Raw genomic sequence first — 21,291 nt, 5'->3', positions numbered from 1 at the left:
CCGCGCGGACCCATGACAAGCCTGGTGGCTAGCCTCCCGGGCTCAATGGCTGTGGCCTTCGTCGGCGTGCCCGGCGTCCTCGGCAGGGGCGTCGGGCTGCGAGGGCTCTGAGGTCGGCGCCTTACCGCCCGGCTCTTCACCGTGGCCCGTCTCGGCCTCCTCCGGCATCCCTCCGTCCTCGACGGTCTCCTCACCATGGCTGTGTCCGCCGTCGTCCGACTCGGCTGCCATCCCGTCGGCGATGCCGCGCAGGCCGACGAACGCGAGGGCCGCGGTCACCAGGACCAGCACGCCCGCCGGACCGATGATGCTGCGCCAGCGCGCCGGCTCGTGCCGCAGTACATACGCGATGAAGGACAGAGTGAGCCCGAAGGGGATCAACATCGCGGCACGCTCGGGGAAGTCCTCGAAGTGCTGGAGACCGCCGCTGAGCATGCCGATACCGAACGACAGCGCGAGCGAGGCTGCCACGATGCTCAACACTTTGGTCGCGCCGGGGCGCTGCTTGGTGAGGACGAACTCGTTGAGGACCGTGGCGAAGAGGAAGACCGCCGCGCCGATGACAGCGATGAGGGTATAGCGGGCAGGGTCCAGCGGATGGTGCACGATGGCGCCGCTGATCAGCCCGGCGCCGACGAACGTGGCCGCGTAGCCAAGGTAGTTACCGAGCAACGGGGTGCGCTTCGGCGCACGTCGGCGGCCGCCTCGCCGCTCCGCGCGGCGAGCGGACGGAGTGGGCTCGTCCGACGTCTCTGGCGAGTACGGCGTGGGCGCGGACCGCTGCCGCTGGGGCGCGTGGGGGTGCGGCGCGTAGCCCTGAGGGGGAGTTGCGGGCACCGCGGTGCGGTCGGCGAGGTGATGCTGGGACACTGAGGACGCCTTTCAGCGCAGGCCGGGCGTGCGAGTGCGTCGGACCGGCCCGAGGGAGCATGGACGGTGAGAGTTGATGGGCGCGACCGGACCGAGAGGGGCCTGCACGCCATGGCGAGGCAGCTCAGGGAGCGCGCGCCTCAGATCACCGTCGGCCTAAATCCGCAGCACCGACAGCTGGGACAGCCCTGGACCATCGCCGAAGTCCGGGACCGGGGCGAACCTCAATGCGCCAACACCCACCGCACCGCACCACGGTGTCGGGCAGGGCGTCGGGGCCAGCTCCGATCCGTCCGGGATCAGTGCGAAGCAGTCGGACGCCGTCGTTCCCTCGGCATGCGCGCGGTGGTGCGGGTCTTCCTGCTCCACGACCACCGGGGAGGGAGCATGCGGGTCGTCCGCACCAACGGGCGCCTCGTCGAAGGCGGCATAGCTCTGCGGAGAATGCTGGACCGCCTCGGATGTCGACACTCCGCCATGCGCCCCGGCATGGCTCAGGGTGTGCACAACGCCGACACCGAGCAACAGCAGAGCCAGCAGCACAAGACGCAGGGCCACGCCGCCCGCCTTCGCACTACCGCCCACGAGTCCCTGCCGGTCATTGTCGCGCCCGCTTCGGCGCTGATGATTGCCCTTGGCCGCGTCAGCCTACCCATGCCGCGACGCTGCCGATGACCGGGGCCGCCTGGCTGTCAGTTGCGGCGCGGCAGCAGAGCCACGGCAGCGAGCGCGCCGAGGACGACGACGGCGATGCCGCCGAGCAGCGCATTGGCCATTCCCGAGTTGAACGCCTCGCGGGCGGCGTCAGCCAGTTGGGCCCCGGGGTGACCTCCGATCTCCGCGGCGACGCGCAGGGCGCCGCTCAGGGAGTCGTTCGCTGCGTCGGCGGCCCCGGTCGGCATTCCGCGCACGGCGTCACCGGTGTCGGCGCGGTAGGTGGTGTTGAAGACACTGCCGAGGATGGCGCCGAGTTCACGGGTCAGGTCGTTGAGCGCGGAGGCGACGCCCTGCCTGGCAGGCGGCAGCGCGGCGACGATTGCTTCCGTGGCCGGGGTCGCGGCGAAGGCGATGCCGGCACCCAGCAGCGTGGTACTGGCGAGGAAGGGCCACAGGCCACCGCCGTCGGCGGTGGCGGCGAGTACTCCGAGTCCGGCCGCGATGAGAGTGCAAGGCGACGTTGGTCGGACTGAAGTTGGCCCAGACGTCGGGGCCGTCGAGCGCGACGTAGCGGGCGACTTCCTTCGCCTCGGTGAGGAAGTCCTGGGTGGCGGAGCGATCACCACCGCTGCTGGCGGCGGTGACCCCGCGCAGGAGCAGCAGGCCGAGTGCCGCCAGGTACTTCGGGGGGCGCTGGTCGTACGAGCCCGTGAGCTGGTCGGTGGTGTGGCGGACGAGGGTGACGGCCTGGGCGGTGTGGCTGTCGCGGGCAAGGGCGTGGGCATGGACTCGGACGCTGGAGGCGAGGACGACGGGGTCACCGGAGCGTTCGGCCTCGGCCATGGCACGTCCGACCGCGAGCCAGGCATTGCCCTGGTCGCTCTGTTTGAGCAGCAGGCTCGCCGAGGTCTGGTACGCCGTGGCGAGGAGACCGGACACGTCGGTCGAGCCGGGGCTGTCGCTGATGGCCTGCCGTAGCTGCCCGATCAGGCCGGGCAGCGTGCCCTCCAGCCGCGTGTAGTCGCAGGTGCAGAAGAGGCGGCGTACGCCGGCGACTTGGTCCCGCAGGTTCTGGAGATCCGGCACCGATTCGGCAGTCATGGGCCACTCCGGGCAGGAGAGCCTGCACCAGGTCCTGATGAGCGGCGCTGGGGATGGCTGGGGCCGCGAGCGCGGCGATGCCTGCGGTGAGAACGGTACGGCGGCGCATGTCCTCTGTCTCGGGGTCGGCGGGGCTAGGGTCCGAAGCGGCGGCGAGGCCGAGGTGATGCGGCGGAATCGCCAGCACCTGCGCGACGTCGCGCAGGATCCGGACGTCTTCCGTGCCCTTGCCGCTCTCCAGCCGACTCACCTTGGACTGGTGATAGCCGAGGGCAGAGGCGACGTCCCTCTGCGAGCGCCGCTGTAATACGCGTGCCTGTCGGATCACTTCACCGATCCGTCTCGCTTCGTTTTGTGCTTCGGCCATCTGTGCCACGGCTCTTCCTGCCGTCGCCGATCCTGCCTGCTCAACCGAGCGTAATGGACTGGCAGTTCACCTTGATGCAGCTCCTGCATAGACGATGCAGCACCGGCACACGTCCTGGTTCGAGGTGCCCGTGTGGCGGTTGCGTGGAGTGGCCGAACCGATCCAGGAGGCCGCTCACGGAAGCGCACCAGATCCGGATGTCCGTCTCCGGCACGCCTGCCGGTGCCGCGTCCGCGCGCCAGCAGATCGCGAAGGCGATACGGGCCTGGGGCGCCTTCCTCGAACCGGAACTCCTGGACGCGGCAGAGCTGGTGGCTGCGGAACTGCTCGCGAACGCGGTGCAGCACGCGGACGGCGGTCCGATCACGGCCGGCGCCTACCTGAACAACAAGGGCCTGCGGATCGTGGTGATCGACACCAACTCAGACACCCCGCAGGTCGGTCTGCCGGACGCAGACGAAGAGGACGGGCGCGGCTTGTTCCTCGTCGCCGCACTCGCGGACCGCCACGGATTCGACCCTCTGCCGTCCGGCAAGCGCTGCTGGGCCGAATTCGAGTTCGGCGCACCACTCCTGCCCGTCGCACCACACCTGCCCCTGCAGAGGAGTTGACTCTTGACAGCCGTACGGATTCCCCCAGTCGCCGCGGAAGTGGTCGCCGTGCGACCGAGCAATCCGCTCGCCGGGGCCGTGACCGTCGACGGATCGAAGAACGCGGCCCTGCCTCTGCTGGCCGCCGCTGCGGCCATGCACCGCCCGGTGCACCTGAGCAATGTCCCGGCGAACACGGATGTCGAGACCATGGTCACCCTTCTCCAGCAGGCCGGCTGGCACGCCGCCCGCCCGGTCAGCGATCCGCACACCGTGGTGATCCTGTCGAGCGACAAGCCGCAGCCGGATCCCGACCCCGAGGTCGCCGCCCGCATCCGAGCCTCGTACTACCTCGTCCCCGCACTACTTGGCGCCTCCGGACGGGCCCACTTGCCCTGGCCCGGCGGCTGCGACATCGGGGAACGCGGGATGGAGCAGCACTTCAAGGTGTACGAGCGCTTCGGTGACCGCACGGCCGTCGACGACCACGGCTACCTCGTGGAAGCAGCCGCAGGTGGACACGAGACGGTGTCGATCACGCTGCCCTTCCGGTCCCGCGGAGCGAGCATCGCCGCCCTCCTGCGCGCGGTCGTCGCCGGACGCCCGCTGCGTCTGGGCCAACCGAATCTGTCGCCCGAAGTACTCAGCGTCGTAGGGGCGTTAAGGACAGCCGGGTGGGAATGCCGGATCAACGACGCCGTCCTCGCGCTCCACCCTCCTCGGTCCGTCTCCGGCGAGACCATTGCGTGGAGGGTCCCCGGCGACAAGATCGAGGCAGGCACCCTGGCCTGCGCGGTCGCAGTGAGCGGCGGCAACGCGGACATCCTCGGCGTACGCAGCGACGACGTCGCTCCCCTGGTCAATGCACTGCGCTGGCTCGGCGTACCCGCCGACGCCGAGGACGGCACCCTCGCCGTCCGGGCCCAGGATGCCCAGCCCACCGGCCGGCCGCTGCGAGCCATCGCTTCCCTCTCCCCCGGCGGCCTGGACGCGGACTTCGAACCCCCGCTGATAGCCCTGGCCCTCACCCTCCCCGGCACCCATCTGTTTGCCGACGACATCAACCCCGGCCGCCACGGCAACCTGCTTCCCCAGCTCGCCCGCCTCGGTGCCGAGATCCACGAGCTGTCGTCCACCCAGTGCCGCTTCACCGGTCCTCAGCAGCTGACGGGTGCCGGTGTCGAAGCCACCGACATCCGCACGGGCTCCGCCCTGCTCATCGCCGGCCTCACCGCTCGTGGCGTCACCACCCTTGGCGGCCTCGAACAGCTCCGACGCGGCCACGCCGACCTGCCCGTCAAGCTGCACGCCCTGGGTGCCGACATCTGCGAGGTGATCCCGTGAACCGGCAACTCCGGCAGCTCATCGCCACGACCGACGTCCACTCCGCCTTCGACTCGGCCGCCCCCATGCTCGGCTACCTCCACGCCGCCAGGGCCGAGAGCCTGATCGTGGACTGCGGCGACTTCTTCGAGGGCAGCGGCTTCTACCACATCGGCAGAGGGCACATCGAGCGCGAAATCCTCACCCCCCTGTACGACCTGCTCGCACCCGGAAACCACGGCTGGCCGCACTACTTCGAACCGCAGCTACACATCATGACGGTGTGCGCGAACGCGATCGACGACAGCGGCAATCCACTCTTCGACCACGTACGCATCCAGGACATCGGCGACGACGAGTCGCCGTCACCGCGGTGATAGGCCCACAGGCGTTCAACGCCATCCCTGCCAGCCAACGCTCCGGCCACCGCGTAACCGATCCGGCCCAGGCCCTGCGCGAAGTGATGCTGGAGCACCACCACCGCGCCGACGCCTGGATGGTGCTGTCTCACTCCGGCTTCGAGGAGGATCTGAAGCTGGCCGCCGCCTGCCCGTTCGCCGACGTCATCTTCGCCGGGCACTGCCACAGCGACACCCACGGCCCCGTGCACGTCGGCGACACCCTCGTGGTCAAGGGACGCGAACTCGGCGTCGGATACGCCGCTGCCGAGCCCGTCGGAAGCGGCTGGGCCGCCCGCACCTGCGCCTTCCCCGACACCCCTGGCGCTCCCCACGGTCTCACCGCACTGCTGGAGGAGATCTCGGCCGTCGGACAGCACCTGAAGAGCCCCTTCGGTGCTGTGGACGAGGCCCGCCGCAACGCGCCCTTGGACCGCCGCCGACTGCTTGAAGAAATCGCCGGCCGACTCCACACCGGCCTCGGCGCCGACGCGGTCATCCTCAACGTGACCGCCCTGCGCCCTGTACACCTCGGCACCACCCTCACCCTCGGCGACCTGCTGGCCATCGAGCCCTTCGGAAACCAGCTCGTGCACGCCTACCTTCCCGAGCGTCACACCCAGGACCACACCGAACTGCTCGATCACCTCACCGAACGCGTCGGCCCTCTGGTCGTGGCCCCCACTCCCCTGCCCCCGGCAATCCGCAGCGTACTGACCACCGACTACCTCGCCGCCAGCTACCTCGGCGGGCGAACACACCAGGCAGGCATCCAGCTTGGGCAGGCCGTATGCCGCGCCCTGACTTCCCCACTCCCCAACGCCACCGAATCCCACGAAGGGGGCGATCGATGATCCTCACCGGACCCGAGATCAAGGCTGCCGTGGCCGACGGCCGCCTGCGCATCGCCCCCTTCGCCCCGGAGCAGACGAACCCCAACAGCTACAACGTCCGCCTCGGTCCGACCCTGCTGACGTACGCCGCCAAGGTCATCGACGCCCACCACCCCAACCCCACCCGCTCAGTCAGGATCGGAAAGGACGGATACGTCCTCCAGCCCGGCGAGTTGTACCTCGGCCACACCATCGAGGAGGTCGGCTCGGACCTCTTCGTCCCACTGCTCTTCGGCCGCTCGTCGGTCGGCCGTCTCGGGCTGTTCGTCGAGATCACCGCCCCCATCGGTGACATCGGCTTCCACGGCCAGTGGACCCTGATGCTCTCCCCCATCCGCCCGCTGCGGGTGTACGCGGGCATGAAGATCGGACAGGTCATGTTCTTCATCTCCACCGGCGACGTCGACCTGTACCGCGGCAAGTACCAGGGCGCCGCCGGACCGCAGCCCTCGCGCTACTGGCGGGACGCGGCACCCATCCAGGCGATCGCCTCGTGATCCTCACCGGCCCTGCCATCGCCGCCGCTGTCAGCGCGGGAGAGATCACCATCGCCCCGTACGACCCGGCACGGCTCTCCCCCAACGCCTACGACTGGCGGCTGGGCGAGAGGATCCGTATCTGCGCCAGCGACCTGGACGCCGCCACCCCCACCACGTTCACCGAACTGACCATCCCTGTCTCCGGCTTGGTTCTGAAGCCCGGAGTGCTCTACCTCGGCGTCACCCTGGAGAAGACAGGCTCGGAAACGTACGCGCAGCTGCTCAACGGCGACCGCACCATCGGCGCCCTCGGCATCTGGGTCCACGTCTCCGCCCCACTCGGCCACCAGGGCCACGCGATCCGCTGGACCTTGGAGATCCGCGTCGCCAAGCCCGCCCGCGTCTATCCAGGAATGACCTTCGGCAAGCTCGTCTTCCTCGCCACCCTCGGCACGCCTGACAGCTACCAGCAGCAGCGCGCCAAGTACGCGGCCACGAACGGCATAGACATCTCCCGCCTGTACGAAGAGATCCCCCAAGGAGCGCTGTGAGCCCTCTCGTACGCCCAGCTGCGGGGCCGCTGGCCGCCACCTTCCTTGACCTCCCCGCCGGAAGCCCTGGCGGCAGCGTCGAACTCTTCCTCGACCTCTACACCGGCGACAAGCCCCTCATCCCCGCACAGGCGTTCATGCTGGCCCCCAACGGCCCGAAACCCCAGCTACCCACCGGGCTCAACCTGCTGACGGTGGCCGGGAAGTGCCCTGATGACCACGATCGATCCAACGCAGGTCGGCGTACTGCACCTGCAACACCTCACGTTCGGCGCCACCCCCGCCTTGCTCCGAGCCCTGCCGGCCCACCCCAGGATCGCGTTGGTCCACGGCACCGACCTGCTGTTCGCCGAAGCCCACCGCGACCAACTCCAAGTCCTGCGCGAGACAACCAGGGCCGCCGACGCCATCGTGGTCCCCACCAGCGCGATGGCCGACCAACTTCTCAAACTCGCGCCACAGGCCGACCGCCGGAAGATCGTCCACATCCCCTGGGGCATCCCCGACCACCTGCTCACCAACCCACCGCCCCGGCCCACCCACACCTCCACCAGCCACCTGCGACTGCTGTACGCAGGGCGGCTGACCGCCGAGAAGGGCGCCGAGCACCTGGTCACAAACCTGGCACCCATTCCAGGCGTCGAGCTGAGCATCGCTGCCCCCAGAGCCCAGTTCCACGCCCTGGCTCCGCTGCTTCAGCGGACCGGGGTGCGGGCCCGATATCTCGGTTGGCTCCGCCGCCCACAGCTGTGGAAAACCTTCGCCGAGCACGACCTGCTGGTCATACCGTCCACGACCCTGGAGGCCATGGGACTGGTCGCTCTGGAGGCCCAAGCCTGCGGCCTGCCCGTCCTGTACCAGCCCGTGCCCGGCCTCAACGAGGTCCTCGCCGCGTCGGGGGTGGCCACCGACTTCACCCACTCCGCCGCACTCGCCCGCGACCTCGACCGCCTACGGACTGCCCCCGGCCTGCTCCCCGCCCTGCGACAGGCGGGCTACGCGAACGCCGCCCGCTACCCCCTCTCCACAACCGCCCAGGCCCTGGCCGACCTCGGCGACCAGCTCGCCTAGGAAGCGTATTTGGTTGCGATCAAGGGGCGGCTCGCGTCACGCGTTAGGTCCTTGATCCAGATCATTGAGGCGCGGAGGTGGGGGTCGGCAAGGTAGTGCCGCATCAGGCAACATTTGCTCTGTTGGTGATGTGCCGTGCCCCCTGATCAGGGGCGACACCTCTCAGGCGTCGGCGGCGTGGGAGGCTAGGCCGGTGACTGCGACCCTCCGTCCCCTGGACGCCGAACACTTCCCTGCCTGGCTCGAACGCAGTCGAGCTGAGTACGCCAAGGAGCTCGTTGCTCTGGGGCAGACGTCCGAGGACGCCTACCGGCATGCGGACGAGACCATGGCGCACTCCTTTCCGTCCGGGACACCGACCCCGGATCACGCGGTCTTCGACGTGGTCGACGATGCCGGGGTAGCCGTCGGCTACCTCTGGATCGGACCGGACAGGAGTGATGACGCCGGTGCCTGGTGGGTCTGGGACATCGTGATCGACGCCGACAAGCGTGGTCGGGGCCTGGGCCGAATGGCCATGCTCCTCGGCGAGGAATACGCCCGGGCGCGGGGCGCTCATACTCTGGGTCTCAGCGTCGCCGGGTTCAACACCGGCGCGCATGGCCTTTACGAGTCACTCGGCTACGAGACGACCTCGGTGAAGATGCGCAAGAAACTCGACTGAGCCTCAGGCGACGCTTGGCCGCCTCCACTCCGTTGATAGGATTGCTCGACGCGCGAACGACGCGATTGCCACTGCGACAAGGGAGGTTGATGAATATGGCCCGCCAGACGCTTCATCAGCATGCCCTTGTCCGGGTCGCGCGAGGCTAGTCCGCGACCCGGTCGCCTGAAACGACCAGGAGTATCGCGTGTCTTCTTCTTTCTCCCTGACCGGTACGGATCTGACCACTGACCGCCTTGTGCTGCGGCCGTGGCCCGTCGACGAGGTCACCGCTGTCCTTGAGGACCGCCGCATGGCGCACTGGGCGGAGGACTTCCCCGCCGACGAAGGCCGCGTCATCGCCGGATTCATCGCGGACCGGCCCGACGCCCTTAGCCCGTACGGGCAACGGCAGATCATCGAGCGGGCCAGTGGCCTGGTGGTCGGCGCGATCGGGCTGTTCTGGCCGCCGAGTGACGGCGCTCTCGAGATCGGCTACGGCACCGTGGCCTCGCGGCGCGGCCGAGGCTACGCCCCCGAGGCCACCCGGGCCCTCACGGCGTACGCCCTGACCCTGCCGGAGGTCCACACGGTGTACGCCGACGTGGAACTGTCCAACCCGGCCTCGGCTCGCGTACTGGAGAAGGCCGGACTGCATCGCTGGAGCGAGGACGAGACCATCGCCCGCTTCCGCACCACAGCACCGGAACTGCCCCAGCGGTAAACCCACGGGGATCGGCAGCACAGCGGTTCGCCCCTGCCGATCCCCGGCACCGACTACAGCCCTCATGGACTACGCAGGGGGATCTGCACAGACGTGCTCAGATACGCAGTCCCACTGTGCACTCCGCAGTAGCCCGATCCTCTCCTGGATGCCGCGTCGGCCTGCAGGTTCTGCAAGGCCCGCGTCACTAGGCTGACCCGGCGGGATGCCCACGGCGAACAGGGAGACCATGACGCACCGGATCAACAGCATCGAACAGCTCCTGGGCGAAGGCGTCCGCGACAAGGTCTACCCAGGCGCCGTGTGGGCCGTAGGCGACGCCGCCGGCATCCACGCCTCCGGAGCCACCGGGGTGCTCGACCCCAGCGAGCCAGACACACCGATGCGGCCGGACACCGTCTTCGACGCCGCCAGCCTCACCAAGATCCTCGCGGTGTGGACCTCGATCGGAGCCCTCTGGGACGAGGGCAAGCTCGACCTCGATGCCCCGCTCGGCACCTTCTGGCCCGAAGTCGACGGCCACCCGCTCGGGATCACGACTGCCCGCCACCTGCTGACCCACACCGCCGGTGTCCCACTGCGAGCCCAGCTCAAGAACCTGTACGGCACCGACCCACAAGACGTCCGTGACGGAGTCCTCCACGAGTCCCTGCACCGCCCACCCGGCGAGGCCGTCGAGTACACCGACCGGGCCGCCCTCATCCTCGGCTACCTCGCCGAGCACCTCTCCGGCCAGCGCCTCGACCAGCTCGCCACGGAGCGGACCTGGCAGCCGCTGGGCATGGATTCCACATGTTTCGGGCCGCTGCCCACCGAGATCACCACGCGGTGCGCACCGACCGAGCTCGACCAGGACACCGACACCCACCTCAAGGGCATCGCTCACGACTTCTCCGCCCGGCTCCTGGGCGGAGTGTGCGGCATCGCCGGCGTCTTCACCGTCCTCGACGACCTCACCGTCTTCCTGCGCTACATGCTCAACGCCACCGCGTCCGCCGGGCGGGCTGGATTCGGCCCCGCCTGGACCGCAGAATCGCTAACCACCCAGACCGGCGCACTGGACCCCGTGCGCGGCCTGTTCTGGCACCCCGCCCCCGGTACCTCCCCTACCGACGACATCTGGGTCCACTATGGCTTCACGGGCACCGGCATGTGGATCTCACCTCGGCAAGGACGGTGGGCCGTGCTGCTGACCAACAAGCTCTACTACACCCGCGACCGCCAGCCACTGACCGAAGTCCGCAACACCTTCCGCACCATGGTCTATCGCTGACGCTCGCCTCGGTGGCCTCTCTGGCGCTCTCGCGTCCACCGCCCCCTCGCCGCACGACCGCCGCCGAAACCAAACTGGCATCAGCGGCGGTCGTAAGCCGCGGGGCGTACGGCGCCTGACTTCCATTCCGCCCCCGCAGCGCCCTTCGTGGGTAACCGGGGCGGGCGGGACGCCGTCCCGGTGGGACACACTCGCCAGAAGGGCGAGGTGCCGAGGCCGCGGGAGTCCGCTATGGAGCGCGACTTCGGCCGCCTGGTGAGGGCACGGCGCCAACCGAGACGGCGGCGGGGTTGCGGACCGTCTCCGCGCCTGGCGCCAGCCCTGAATTCGCTGCCGTTGGGAAGCCTAGAACGCGACGCGGAAGCCGGACAGGGGTGTTCCGGCAAACTGTGCACTGCGTCCATGGCGCTCCCTGCACCTACGTGCTTCGCCTTGTTGTGACTCTGCGCGCTACTTGGAACCGACGCGGTGTCAGTGGCCAGTTCAGATTCCCCGCCCGCGGCCAGTTAGTGGGGAGCCATCTGGCCGCAGACAGTTACGCAGCGTCACTGTGTCGGGGCAGGTGGCGGGTCCGCAACCAGTACGAGCGCGCCGCCATAACCAAAGCGCACCCGTACACCGCGAATGCGGCCATGCCGATCCAGCTGACCACGAGTGCGTCATCCGGAGAGTGGAAATCGCCGCTCCGCATCGTCAGCACGTCCATGGTGGCCAGAGTGGTGTAGCCGAGGCCGAGCACACCGTACGGGGCAAGCGTGGCGGCACCGATCAGGGCCGGCGCTAACGGGAGCCAGCGGGGGACGCGACGGCCCCGCAGGAACAGCGTCCAGCGCGGGAAGACCTGACCCCAGGGCCGGACAAGGCCCCACAGCAGGAAGACGCCGAGTGCGGCCAGCAGCATGGTGCCGTCCACGCCCCAGGACTCCAGGGTGAGCCAGATTCCCGAGGCGCCGTTGCGCTCGGAGATCGCGTGCATCTCCGCGCCGGATGTGCCGGCGAAGGTGCCGCCGAAGGCCCAGACCTGCTTCATCGCCGCATACGGGAGGAAGGACACGGTGCCGGCCCAAGCGGCGAGTTGAACCGGCCGGGGTGCGGCAGAGGGCGCCGGGGCAGCGACAGGCGCGGGCCGACCGGAGCGGGCGGTAGCCGCGAGCAAGAGTGCCCCGGCCGCCGCAAGCGCATGGTTTGCAGCGGCGGCCCAACTTTCCACACCCTGGCCGAACATCAGCATGATCACATCCATGAGCAGGCTGAACGCGGCGCACCCGGCCAGGCCGCACACCGTCCACAGCAACGCCCGCAGTGCAGGCCGCAGCCCGTATCGCAACACCGCCACGCAGGTCAGTGCCGCCAGTGTCCCCACCACCGTGACTGCCCACCCCGCCGTGGAAGGCCCCAGGATGCCGCTGGAACCGAACAGCGGAGTCTCCCTCAGCGCACAGACCAGGCCGAACCCGGCGTACGCCATCGCCCAGAGCATCGCCGGCCGGCCCACCCGTCGCGGCCCTGGCTGCCGCCACGTGCGCCAGGGCGCCTTCATCATCCGTAGATCAGTGGTCATGTCTTAAACGTCGCATCGGCAGCATCAGCCCGGCATCGACCGCTTGAACGATCTCCCTCCCCCTCCCGAGGGGGCACCTGGGCGACCCAAGTACGCCTCACCGACAGTGACGCCTCAGCTGGCCGTACGTGGGGAAATCGAAGTGGCCGCTGTCAACGCGGCGACGTGAGATGGCCCGTAGCGTCGCGTTGTGAACGGTAGTTGGCACCAACGGTCATGGTGCGGGGTGACTGGCACCGGATGTCAGTTTGCCCCTGCCGCTGGCCTCGCAATAGCTCTACGCTCCAAGCAGGAAGCAGATACTCCGGTCGCGTCCTCCCCGTAGGTGTACCGCCAGGGCGTACTCTCGCGGCGCCCCAGCAACCGGGGAGGACTACCCGCGCGAGGACAGGAGGAGGGGGCGGTCAATCTCGCGCACGCGGCCGCCCCTGGCCCCGTTGACGCAAGCCCGGGGTGGCCGCCACACCAACTGGGACGTCTCCCCCGGTGGACCGGACAACTCGCTCAGGAACGGCACCTGGTGCTCCCACAGCAGACCCGCGGCTACACCCACGCCCCTTCCAGCTGTGCGCTGCGTGTTGAAGGCGAGGGCCTTCACCCTGCGCGGCCCCGTCATGCCGGGGCTTGGACACACATGGGTCGCCCTTGAGCAGCGCCAGGCCAGGAGGGGATTGACAGGTGCGCAGTCTCCCCCGGGCGAGGGAGGCGGACTGTCCCGGCGGGGGAAGCCCGGCGCTGCCGTGGCCGGAAGAGTTCTGAGCATGAAATGCAGTCGAGAAGGTCTGACACCGGCTGGTGCGGCCCCGGGGCGGGGATGGACCATGACGCGCAGGGTTGCCGGGCTGGCGGCCGCCGGCACACTGTCGCTCTACCTGGCGGTCAAGGTCATCTGGGTGGCCGTCGCACTCCTCGGTGACGGGCCACCGCAGTCCGACGGCAGCACAGCCGAGTGGGTCATACTGAACGCGGTGACGGTGGTGATGGCCACGACTGGCATCGCGCTGGGCATGGCGCTGGCACAGCCATGGGGGATGCGGCTCCCCACAGCACCCGTGCTGTTCTTCTCATGGATGGGGAGTGGCTTCCTGGGGTCGCTGCTTCCCTACGGAGTTGTCGCCGCAGTACTCAGTGCCGCCGGGGTCCGCCTGGGCAACGAGGACGACGCGGGGGCCGACGGCGGATCGGCAGGCGGGGCGCCAGCCGGCGACGGCGGAATGCCCGAGTGGGAGACGGCCTTCATCACCATCGGGTTCACGGGGATGGCGGTGGGGCTCGCCATCGCTCTCCCGATCTACGTGCGGGAACGCTGGCCACACGCCTTTGTGGGCCGGGCCGGGGCCGGTGCCCCTGAAGTGCCCCGGGGACGGCGCATGCTGCTGGTGCCCGCGGCTACCACGGTCCTGGCCGTGATGTGGCTGTTCTGGGTGTTCGGGGGAAAGCTCGGCCTCAATACGGCGTTCCACTCCTGGGACCTCAACGGCCGTCTGCTGATCGCAAGTGGCGCGCTCTGGGCATTGCTCGGCGGCTGGAGCGTGTGGGTGCTTGCCGGCCTCACAGGTCGTCGACTGCCGCTGTGGCTTCCCATGATGACCGGATTCGTCGCCTCAGGGTCGCTGTTCGCCTGGAATTCCTGGAGGTTCGTCTGGGCCGTGCTGCGCCCCGGTGACTACGAGCCCCTCGAGCATCCGGCAGTCGCTGTCGTCGAGCACGGGATCGGCATGGGCGCGGGCATTGCGATACTCAGCCTGCTCATACGGGTCTACCGCGCGCGTGCCGCCACCCACGCGGCCATCGGGGCGAACCGCGTCATCGCGAGCTGATCAAGGAGCACTACCGTCATGCCGGGGAACGGGAGTGGCCTGACAGCTCGGGGCGTTCATACGTACGTGGCTGGGACCCGAGGGTCGTACTCCGACACAAGCCAGCCCCGGGCACCGCTTGACACGCCAGTATGCGCTTCCCGGCTGGCCTCAGCTTGTCCTAATTCCTTCGTAAGGACCCCGGTGACGTCGGGTGGATCTCACCAGGTGTTCGAGTGCTGGGAGCCGTGACGCCTTTTACGAGCCGGGCTTGTGAGGCCTTCGCTTAGAGCGTGCGGGCGGGTCTTGGTGCTCGGCGGTGGCGGCTTCGTGGGCGCCGAACGGATATCTAGCATGGCCCCGGCTCAGATGCCTGGCTTGAGATCGGTAGCGTTCGGCGTCTTCGTGGCCAGAGCAAAACCGACGCCAAGGACGCCCACGTCATCGCCGACCAGGCCCGCATGCGCCAGGACCTCGGACTCCTGCGGCCCGGCGACGAGGTGGCCGTCAACCTGCGCATCATCACCAGCCCCGGCGCCTCGATCTCGTCAACGACCGCACCCGGCAGATCAACCGGCTGCGGGGGCAACTCCTGGGTATCTTCCCGGCCCTGGAACGGGCCCTGACCCGAAAGGGCCGAGGGCTGGTTGTGCTGCTGACCGGCTATCAGACACCGGGCGCGATCCGCCGCATCGGTGCCTGCCGTCTCGAATCCTGGCTGAAGAACCGTGGGGTCAAGAACGCTTCCTCACTCGCCCAGACCGCCATCGAGGCGGCAGAAGCCCAGCACATTGCGCTGCCTGGAGAGAAGCTGGCCGCGGACATGGTGGCCCGGATCGCAAAAGGCGTGCTGGCCCTGGACGAGGAGATCGCCGAGCTCGATGCGCTCATCGAGGCCCGCTTTCACGACCATCCGCATGCCAAGAAGAATCTGGCATATCTTCCAGATGTCGGTACCTCTGACCGTCAGGTGTCAGGGTCTCCCGAAGCGTAGGTGGACATCGCGCTGGTGGTGCGACCAACTGTGGCTGAGCCGCCCGTGACCCAGCGCTCTCCGGGCCTATTTGGTGCCTCGAGGAGGCTGCGTCGCAGCGTGACGGTCTCTGACTCTCCTGGAGAGAGGTAATGCGTGCCGACAACCGGATCTTCCCAGCGCACGTCACCCCACGGTCCGAATCCCGCGTACTTGCGGAGCTGCATTCCCCGATAGGCGCGGGTGACGACAGTCAGCTTTGAGGCAGTGGTGTTCTTGAAGATCACTTGCCTGTCGACGTTCACCCAAGCGCCACCCAGGGCGTAGTTGGGCGAGTTGTTGATGCAGGCGGTGATGACGACACCTTTCACGCGTGTTGGCGTCTGGTCACAGTGCCAATTCGAGGCATGGGCTGGAGTTCCCAGGGCTAGCAGCAGGGTCACAGCGGCGACCGCCACGATTGTGCTACTGGCCATACGCCGGAGGCAGGTGAACATGGGCACCCTTACTGGGACTGACAGATGGTCGTCCCGCTCATCCCGTTGCTGTGAATGCGAGACTCCCCTTGTCTAGATGGTTTGTGAACAAGCCGACCAAAAGGCGCCTGCCCCCTCAACAGCCGGTTGTGCCGCCGTAAGCGATGAAGGACTTGATAGGAGTGAGCACGAACCCGGTCTGGCCGCCTGGGTGCAGGCAGCGAGACGCACCCGAGCCGTTCTTGCCCGTCGTGACCCGCACGTCCCAACCGGACCGGTTGTAGGCCGATCGCGCCTCCTTCAACCCTTGGTCACTAAGGTTGATCGGGTTACCGCTCGGACTGTGACGCAGATCGAAGGAAATGCGTTTTCCGCTGAAGTCCCCGAACTCCCAAAAGCAGACATACCTGCGGGGGCAGGAAGCGGCCGACTGGCCTGTGCTCGCTGCTGGAGTCGCTGCGGCCAGTACTGCAGCGAACGCGGCGAGCGCTGCCATCTGACGTCGAATCACCCTAGGCACTCCGCTTCGCGCGGTCCCAGCTACTCGCACAGGAGGAGCAGGGAGTCGGACGGATCTGCAGGATGCTTCCCAGTTCCTGTCCGACCCGCACGTGCACTCATCCGCGATCACCCGTCTGAGGGAACGCGCTGCCGACTTCACCAACGTCGGCACACCTGCCGATGCCGAGTTCGATGCTCAGGCATGCGCCCGTCAGCATCAGTTTCCAAGGGGTTTCATCACAGGCACTCACCGCACCAGGTTGACCAGGCTCACTCGATGACATCGGATGGTCCTGACGGTGGAACGATGCTGGTGGGCCGACACTTACGGGGGCTGTTCATGGACATGTGCTTGACCATCCATCAGGACAATTCTGGTGACGTGCGCTTCCTGCGACTCAAACTCACCGGTGAGCTCGACAACACCAACATCTCCACGTTGTGCGACGCCATCGTCAGCGCGTTCGAGCAGGGCGACTCGCACCTGAGAATGGATCTGTCGGGTGTCACCTGGTGTGACCATGCGAGCCTCTACGCACTCCTCGGCATCCGGCACGCGCTGAGCAACATCGGAGGCAGCCTCGCGCTGTCCGCCACCAGTTCCTGTGTCCAAGCCGCGCTGACACGCACCGGCCTGGACCAGTTCTTTCTGCCCGTTCCCGCTGACGGCCTTCGCTCTCCCCCGGAGCCACGCAAGCCGCCAACCGACACCCCTTGACATCCATAGGGGCATCAACGCCAGCCTCTACACCCTCCTCGGCATCCGAAGCGCCCTCCAGCACGCCGACGGCAGCCTCACCCTCACCGCCCCCAGCCCCGCCATCCGCGGGGCCCTGGACCGCACCGGGCTCTACCCACGACTCCCCCTCGATCATCAACTCGGCAAGGCCCCGTCGCAGCAACGTCGCCTCCCCGCCAGCCAGCCTCCGCCCGAAGAATGAAGGCCGCCCTCACCGGGGCGGCTGCGGGTCTGCGTTCATCAGGGCAAGCGGGCCGACTCCCCTGTGAGCGCCAACTCCGCGCTCCTGCGCCTTAGCCGACGGCTCTCCTCCCGCAACCGTCGGCTCTCCTCAGCCACCACACGAGCTGACTGTCGCAACTCAAGGGCGCACTCGCGAGTGCAGTCCAACCACTCCGCCAGAGGAGCACACGGGTCGTCCACCGCCATAGGGCCCGGTTGCCCGAAACCGGGACTGTCATGCCACCCGCAGGAGCCACCGCCCGCAGTGGAGCCAACTATCGCTCCCAGGTTCCGCCTATCGCCCGCAGTCACACTTGTGGGCGGGGTCTCCACCCACGACCGTCCACTAGACTTGAAAAGTTCTTCAATTAGCTAGTTGCCGTGATCGATAGTTCGCCGACGCTCATCGACAGTTCTACGAGGGGGAAGCGGGCGTGAGTGCGTTCACCGACGCGCTGCTTGAGCGTGTGCGGGAGGCCCGAGCCGCTGTGGCAGCGGCTTTGGAAGCGGAGGACGCCTACGCCGCAGCGGTCGCGCAGGACGATCTGGACGATGCGCTGTGGCTGGCTCGGCGGCACGGAGTCGAGGCAGAAATGGGCGAGGAGTGATCGGGATGCCGGTTCCGCTGTACGAAGCGAAGGCGGAGTTCTTCCGGATGCTGGGGCATCCGGTGCGCATCCGCGTGCTCGAACTGCTGCAGGACGGGCCCCTGCCGGTGCGTGATCTGCTGACCGCCATCGACGTCGAGCCCTCCAACCTGTCGCAGCAACTGGCGGTGTTGCGGCGCTCCGGGATCGTGACCGCGACTCGGGGCGGCTCGACCGTGGTGTACGAGCTGGCGGGCGGGGACGTGGCGGAGCTCCTTTCCTCCGCGCGGCGGATCCTGTCTGTACTGCTTGCCGGGCAGAGCGAGCTGCTTGAGCAGCTACGCGAGGCCGAGGGTGAGAGGAAGGCGACCGCCTGATGGGCTACGGCGACGGATTTCGCGCGCATCGCAGGGGCACACCCGCGGCAGCCTCGGAGCACGTGCTGCCGCAGGTGCGGCGGCATATCGTGTCGGTGCCAGTGGCGCCCGGCGCAGTGACGGAGGCGCGGGAGGCGGTGGCCGAGCACCTGCCCGCGGCCGGTGTCGCGCCAGACTCCGCGTTCGCGGACGCGGTGCTGCTGGTGGTCAGCGAGCTGGTCGCCAATGTGCTGCGGCATGCGGCGCACTCGCGGGTGGCGGATGTGGGGATAACGGTCGGGGCGGGACAGCTGGTTGTCAGTGTCGCGGACGCCGACCCTCGCCTGCCCGATCTGACCGTGGAGTGCACGGGCGCGGGGCTGCGGATGGTGGACGAGCTGGCCGCCGACCACGGCGGCGACATCAGTGCGGAGCCGGCCACCGACCACGACGGCAAGGTCGTTCTCGTACGGCTCGGGCTCCCGTCGTGAGTACGCGGAGCTCTGGCGAAGAGGGAGTTGACATGGCAAGCAGTGGCGGCGAGCACGACAAGGTCAGGGACGAGGAGAGCCGGAAGGAACGCGGCGTCGCGCTGCGGGCCGGCTTCTACATCTTCGGCACTCATCTGTTCGCCGGGTTCGTCTGGCTCCTCTTCTACCTCGGCGAACATGCCAACAAGTAAGGGTGGGGAAGGGGCCAGTTCATGATCGCTGTCGTGGGGCATGACGATCTCACCCCGCAGGCTCTGACGCTGGTGGAGCAGGAGCTGCGGGCCCGTCTTGGCCGGTTCGCCGAGGCGGGCCGGATGGGTCTGGGTGCGGGTCGGGCAGGGGCTGCCGCTCGCGTTCGCGCGTGCCGCGAAGGCGGCTGGTCTGGCGCTGGTGACCGTGGTTCCCACGGTGAACCTGGTGCCGATGCTGCTGCGGGAGCATGAGCACCTGGCGGCTGGTGAGTTGCTCCTGCTGTCCCAGCAGGTGCGGCTGCTTGAGTACGATCCTGCTGACCGTGCGGCCTGTGCCCGAATCGACGAGCGGCTCCTGCGGGTTTGTGCCCGGGTGGTCGCCGTGTGGGGCAGTTCGACGTCCAGCCACCTCGACCCGACGGGCCGCTTGGTGGCCTACGCCCGCAGCCGTGGCCTCGATGTTGAGGTGCTGTGGCCCGAGGGCGCCGAGCGGCACGCGGTGACGCCCCCGGACGGGCCATGAATCCTCCGTCCCCTCCTGGGTCCCGCATGGTCGAGCTTCTGCGCGGTGAGGCCCTGGCTCTGTTGGCCAGCGTGCAGGTGGGTCGGGTGGCCTTCTCGCACCAGGCGCTGCCCGCGATCCGGCCGGTCAACCATCTCGTGGGCGAGCACGGCGACATCATCATCCGAACGCATACCGGCGCCGCTTTACTCAGCCGTGCCCTGCTGTCGGAGGTGGTCGCCTACGAGGCGGACCAGTTCGACCCGGAGATACGCACCGGGTGGAGCGTGGTCGTCACCGGCACCGCGACCCGGGTGTGCGATCCCATGGAGCTCGCGCACTACCAGGCCATGCTCACGCCGTGGGTCGACTCGGAGGCGGACCAGCTGGTGCGCATCCGGTCCGACATCGTCACCGGCTACCGGCTGCGGCGTTCGTCGTCGCAGCAGGCCGACGACCCGCCCGATGGTCACAGGTCGTTGCCAGCGTAAGAAAGATTGAAGCTCTTGTTCGTCAGCGGGAAGTCCGGGACGATCGTGTCGCTCAACGCCACCGGCAGAGCTGGCCAGTTGAAGAACGACGGGTCAACGGGCTTGACCCGTGCCAGTGTCCCGTCGGCGGCGAGTTCGACGCGGGTGGCGATGGTGCCGCGCCAGCCCTCGATGATACCGACACCAGAACCCGGTCCCTGCCCCGGCCGGGGCGCCGGTGCGAGGACTGCTCCCGGCGCGAGCCCTTCGGTGAACTGCCTGATGAGGGCGAGGGAGGTGTCGATCTCCTCGGCGCGGACCAGGAAGCGGGCCAGCACGTCGCCGCCGCTGCGCACGGGGACGTCGAGCTGTGTGCCGTACGGGACGAACGGATGGGCGACGCGGGCGTCCGCCGCGAGGGAGCTGGCGCGGGCCACGTAGCCGAGACAGCCGATGTCGCGTGCGGCGTCGGCGGCGAGGATGGCGGTGCCGGTGAAGCGGTCGCGGACGGTGGAGTGGCCCAGGGCCAAGTCGGCGATCTCGCGGATGTCGTCGCCGATCGCCTGCATGCGGGCGGGGTCGGGCAGGGAACGCAGGGCGGCCCCGCCGGGGACAACACCGCCGCGCAGCAGGCGGTGCCCGGTGATCTCGGCGTTCAGACGCAGGAGTTGCTCGCGCACACGCTGGGCGTGGGTGTTGAGGATGGCGTGGCCGACGTCGTTGCAGAGCATGCCGAGGTCGGCGACGTGGTTGTGGAGGCGTTCGAGTTCCAGGAGCAGGGCGCGGGCGCGCTGGGCATCTGCCGGGACCTGGGTGCCGGTGGCTTCCTCGACGGCCAGGCAGTACGCGAGGGCGTGGCCAACGGCGGTGTCGCCGCTGATGCGTTCGGCCAGCGGGAGCCCGGCGGCGACCGAGCGGCCCTGGAAGAGTTTCTCCACGCCCCGGTGGACGAACCAGAGGCGGGCCTTGAGTTTGATGATGGTCTCGCCGACGACGGAGAAGCGGAAGTGGCCGGGTTCGATGAGCCCAGCGTGCACGGGCCCGACGGGGATCTCGTAGACGCCGTCGCCCTCGACCTCCAGGAAGGGGTAGGGGCCTTCCTGTTCGCCGAAGGCGGGCGGGTCGCCTGCGTCCGGGTGCATGGGGTACCAGCCGCGCGGCCAGTGGAAGTGGCGCACCAGGCGGTGCGGCAGCGGGTGGTCCAGTGGCACCACGCCGTGCAGGTCGCGCATCTCGCGCTCGAACCGGCCTGCGGGGAAGGAGAGATGGGCCAGGGTCGGCACTTCGGGGCGGTCGGGGTCGAGGCGTACGTGGAGTTCGGTGCGGGTGTCGGGCGGGCCCGCGACGAAGAGGTAGACGACGCGGACGCAGTCGGCGTCGTGGTGGGCCGCGATCAGGGCGAGGCGGTGTCCTTCGCGCAGCAATTCCTCAGTCCGCTTGGACAGTTCGCCGGTGTGGATGTCGTGCAGGGTGCGCATCTGAC

General features: G+C 68.7%; 22 protein-coding genes and 4 pseudogenes. 18 read left to right on the top strand and 8 right to left on the bottom strand.

Annotated elements, in window-relative coordinates; all coding sequences use genetic code 11:
* Window positions 1-42 precede the first annotated feature (42 nt).
* The 4 genes and pseudogenes from AB0O76_RS17530 to AB0O76_RS17515 form a co-directional block, all read right to left on the bottom strand.
* Window positions 43-870, bottom strand: a complete 828-nt coding sequence (locus AB0O76_RS17530) for a hypothetical protein (RefSeq protein ID WP_365491347.1) — start codon at window positions 868-870, stop codon at window positions 43-45.
* 156 nt (window positions 871-1,026) lie between these two features.
* Complete coding sequence (locus AB0O76_RS17525) at window positions 1,027-1,428, bottom strand: hypothetical protein (RefSeq protein ID WP_365491344.1); 402 nt, start codon at window positions 1,426-1,428, stop codon at window positions 1,027-1,029.
* A 134-nt stretch (window positions 1,429-1,562) separates the two neighbouring features.
* Window positions 1,563-1,781, bottom strand: coding sequence for a hypothetical protein (locus tag AB0O76_RS17520; protein ID WP_365491341.1), 219 nt, complete (start codon window positions 1,779-1,781; stop codon window positions 1,563-1,565).
* A 253-nt stretch (window positions 1,782-2,034) separates the two neighbouring features.
* A pseudogene (locus AB0O76_RS17515) lies at window positions 2,035-2,995 on the bottom strand (helix-turn-helix transcriptional regulator); the annotation flags it as partial.
* Between the two features lie 197 nt (window positions 2,996-3,192).
* Between AB0O76_RS17515 and AB0O76_RS17510 the strand changes: the two are divergent.
* The 9 genes and pseudogenes from AB0O76_RS17510 (at window position 3,193) to AB0O76_RS17470 (ending at window position 10,940) form a co-directional block, all read left to right on the top strand.
* Window positions 3,193-3,606 carry an ATP-binding protein gene (locus AB0O76_RS17510; RefSeq protein ID WP_365491338.1) on the top strand — a complete coding sequence of 138 codons (414 nt, stop codon included), beginning with the start codon at window positions 3,193-3,195 and terminating at the stop codon, window positions 3,604-3,606.
* Window positions 3,607-3,645: 39 nt separating this feature from the next.
* The gene (locus tag AB0O76_RS17505) at window positions 3,646-4,929 is read left to right on the top strand and encodes a UDP-N-acetylglucosamine 1-carboxyvinyltransferase (protein ID WP_365491584.1); all 1,284 of its coding nucleotides are present in this window, start codon (window positions 3,646-3,648) and stop codon (window positions 4,927-4,929) included.
* Window positions 4,926-6,160, top strand: a pseudogene (locus AB0O76_RS17500) (metallophosphoesterase). Before AB0O76_RS17505 ends, AB0O76_RS17500 begins: the two are co-directional and overlap by 4 nt.
* Complete coding sequence (gene dcd, locus AB0O76_RS17495) at window positions 6,157-6,696, top strand: dCTP deaminase (protein ID WP_365491335.1); 540 nt, start codon at window positions 6,157-6,159, stop codon at window positions 6,694-6,696. Before AB0O76_RS17500 ends, dcd begins: the two are co-directional and overlap by 4 nt.
* Window positions 6,693-7,229: a deoxycytidine triphosphate deaminase gene (locus AB0O76_RS17490; protein WP_365491332.1), complete on the top strand. Its 537-nt coding sequence runs from the start codon at window positions 6,693-6,695 to the stop codon at window positions 7,227-7,229. Before dcd ends, AB0O76_RS17490 begins: the two co-directional genes overlap by 4 nt.
* Window positions 7,226-8,300: pseudogene (locus tag AB0O76_RS17485) on the top strand (glycosyltransferase family 4 protein). The gene AB0O76_RS17490 and the pseudogene AB0O76_RS17485 overlap by 4 nt, the downstream one beginning before the upstream one ends.
* 193 nt (window positions 8,301-8,493) lie before the next feature.
* Window positions 8,494-8,964: a GNAT family N-acetyltransferase gene (locus AB0O76_RS17480; protein WP_365491329.1), complete on the top strand. Its 471-nt coding sequence runs from the start codon at window positions 8,494-8,496 to the stop codon at window positions 8,962-8,964.
* 187 nt (window positions 8,965-9,151) lie between these two features.
* Entirely contained in the window at window positions 9,152-9,667 is a 516-nt protein-coding gene (locus AB0O76_RS17475) for a GNAT family N-acetyltransferase (RefSeq protein WP_365491326.1), read from the top strand.
* A gap of 229 nt (window positions 9,668-9,896) precedes the next feature.
* On the top strand, window positions 9,897-10,940 hold the full coding sequence (locus AB0O76_RS17470; RefSeq protein WP_365491324.1) for a serine hydrolase domain-containing protein: 1,044 nt from the start codon (window positions 9,897-9,899) through the stop codon (window positions 10,938-10,940).
* 535 nt (window positions 10,941-11,475) lie between these two features.
* On the opposite strand, the gene AB0O76_RS17465 is transcribed toward AB0O76_RS17470, so the two are convergent.
* On the bottom strand, window positions 11,476-12,408 hold the full coding sequence (locus AB0O76_RS17465; protein WP_365491321.1) for a hypothetical protein: 933 nt from the start codon (window positions 12,406-12,408) through the stop codon (window positions 11,476-11,478).
* A gap of 914 nt (window positions 12,409-13,322) precedes the next feature.
* On the opposite strand from AB0O76_RS17465, the gene AB0O76_RS17460 reads away from it, so the two are divergent.
* Together AB0O76_RS17460 and AB0O76_RS17455 are read left to right on the top strand one after the other, a co-directional pair.
* Complete coding sequence (locus tag AB0O76_RS17460; protein ID WP_365491318.1) at window positions 13,323-14,321, top strand: hypothetical protein; 999 nt, start codon at window positions 13,323-13,325, stop codon at window positions 14,319-14,321.
* A gap of 383 nt (window positions 14,322-14,704) precedes the next feature.
* Window positions 14,705-15,225 (top strand): annotated as a pseudogene (locus tag AB0O76_RS17455) (transposase); the annotation flags it as partial.
* 41 nt (window positions 15,226-15,266) lie between these two features.
* Here the strand turns inward: AB0O76_RS17455 and AB0O76_RS17450 are convergent.
* Window positions 15,267-15,749, bottom strand: coding sequence for a hypothetical protein (locus AB0O76_RS17450; RefSeq protein ID WP_365491315.1), 483 nt, complete (start codon window positions 15,747-15,749; stop codon window positions 15,267-15,269).
* A 136-nt stretch (window positions 15,750-15,885) separates the two neighbouring features.
* Window positions 15,886-16,245: a peptidase inhibitor family I36 protein gene (locus AB0O76_RS17445; protein ID WP_365491312.1), complete on the bottom strand. Its 360-nt coding sequence runs from the start codon at window positions 16,243-16,245 to the stop codon at window positions 15,886-15,888.
* A gap of 357 nt (window positions 16,246-16,602) precedes the next feature.
* On the opposite strand from AB0O76_RS17445, the gene AB0O76_RS17440 reads away from it, so the two are divergent.
* The 7 genes from AB0O76_RS17440 (at window position 16,603) to AB0O76_RS17410 (ending at window position 19,829) form a co-directional block, all read left to right on the top strand.
* A complete protein-coding gene (locus tag AB0O76_RS17440; RefSeq protein WP_365491309.1) occupies window positions 16,603-16,968 on the top strand; it encodes an STAS domain-containing protein in 366 nt (121 codons plus the stop codon).
* Window positions 16,969-17,645: 677 nt separating this feature from the next.
* Window positions 17,646-17,819, top strand: a complete 174-nt coding sequence (locus AB0O76_RS17435; protein WP_365491306.1) for a hypothetical protein — start codon at window positions 17,646-17,648, stop codon at window positions 17,817-17,819.
* A gap of 5 nt (window positions 17,820-17,824) precedes the next feature.
* Window positions 17,825-18,175, top strand: a complete 351-nt coding sequence (locus tag AB0O76_RS17430; protein WP_365491303.1) for a metalloregulator ArsR/SmtB family transcription factor — start codon at window positions 17,825-17,827, stop codon at window positions 18,173-18,175.
* 89 nt (window positions 18,176-18,264) lie between these two features.
* Entirely contained in the window at window positions 18,265-18,645 is a 381-nt protein-coding gene (locus AB0O76_RS17425; RefSeq protein WP_365491300.1) for an ATP-binding protein, read from the top strand.
* A gap of 32 nt (window positions 18,646-18,677) precedes the next feature.
* Window positions 18,678-18,836 carry a DUF6126 family protein gene (locus AB0O76_RS17420; RefSeq protein WP_365491297.1) on the top strand — a complete coding sequence of 53 codons (159 nt, stop codon included), beginning with the start codon at window positions 18,678-18,680 and terminating at the stop codon, window positions 18,834-18,836.
* Window positions 18,837-18,933: 97 nt separating this feature from the next.
* Window positions 18,934-19,359 carry a hypothetical protein gene (locus tag AB0O76_RS17415; RefSeq protein WP_365491294.1) on the top strand — a complete coding sequence of 142 codons (426 nt, stop codon included), beginning with the start codon at window positions 18,934-18,936 and terminating at the stop codon, window positions 19,357-19,359.
* A 26-nt stretch (window positions 19,360-19,385) separates the two neighbouring features.
* On the top strand, window positions 19,386-19,829 hold the full coding sequence (locus tag AB0O76_RS17410) for a pyridoxamine 5'-phosphate oxidase family protein (RefSeq protein ID WP_365491291.1): 444 nt from the start codon (window positions 19,386-19,388) through the stop codon (window positions 19,827-19,829).
* On the opposite strand, the gene AB0O76_RS17405 is transcribed toward AB0O76_RS17410, so the two are convergent.
* Entirely contained in the window at window positions 19,808-21,286 is a 1,479-nt protein-coding gene (locus tag AB0O76_RS17405; RefSeq protein WP_365491288.1) for an NADH-quinone oxidoreductase subunit C, read from the bottom strand. The genes AB0O76_RS17410 and AB0O76_RS17405 overlap by 22 nt on opposite strands.
* Window positions 21,287-21,291: the final 5 nt, after the last annotated feature.

The sequence above is a fragment of the Streptomyces sp. NPDC086554 genome (genome assembly GCF_040686095.1).
Lineage (GTDB): Bacteria > Actinomycetota > Actinomycetes > Streptomycetales > Streptomycetaceae > Streptomyces.
This window is presented reverse-complemented; position numbering and strand designations above follow the sequence as displayed.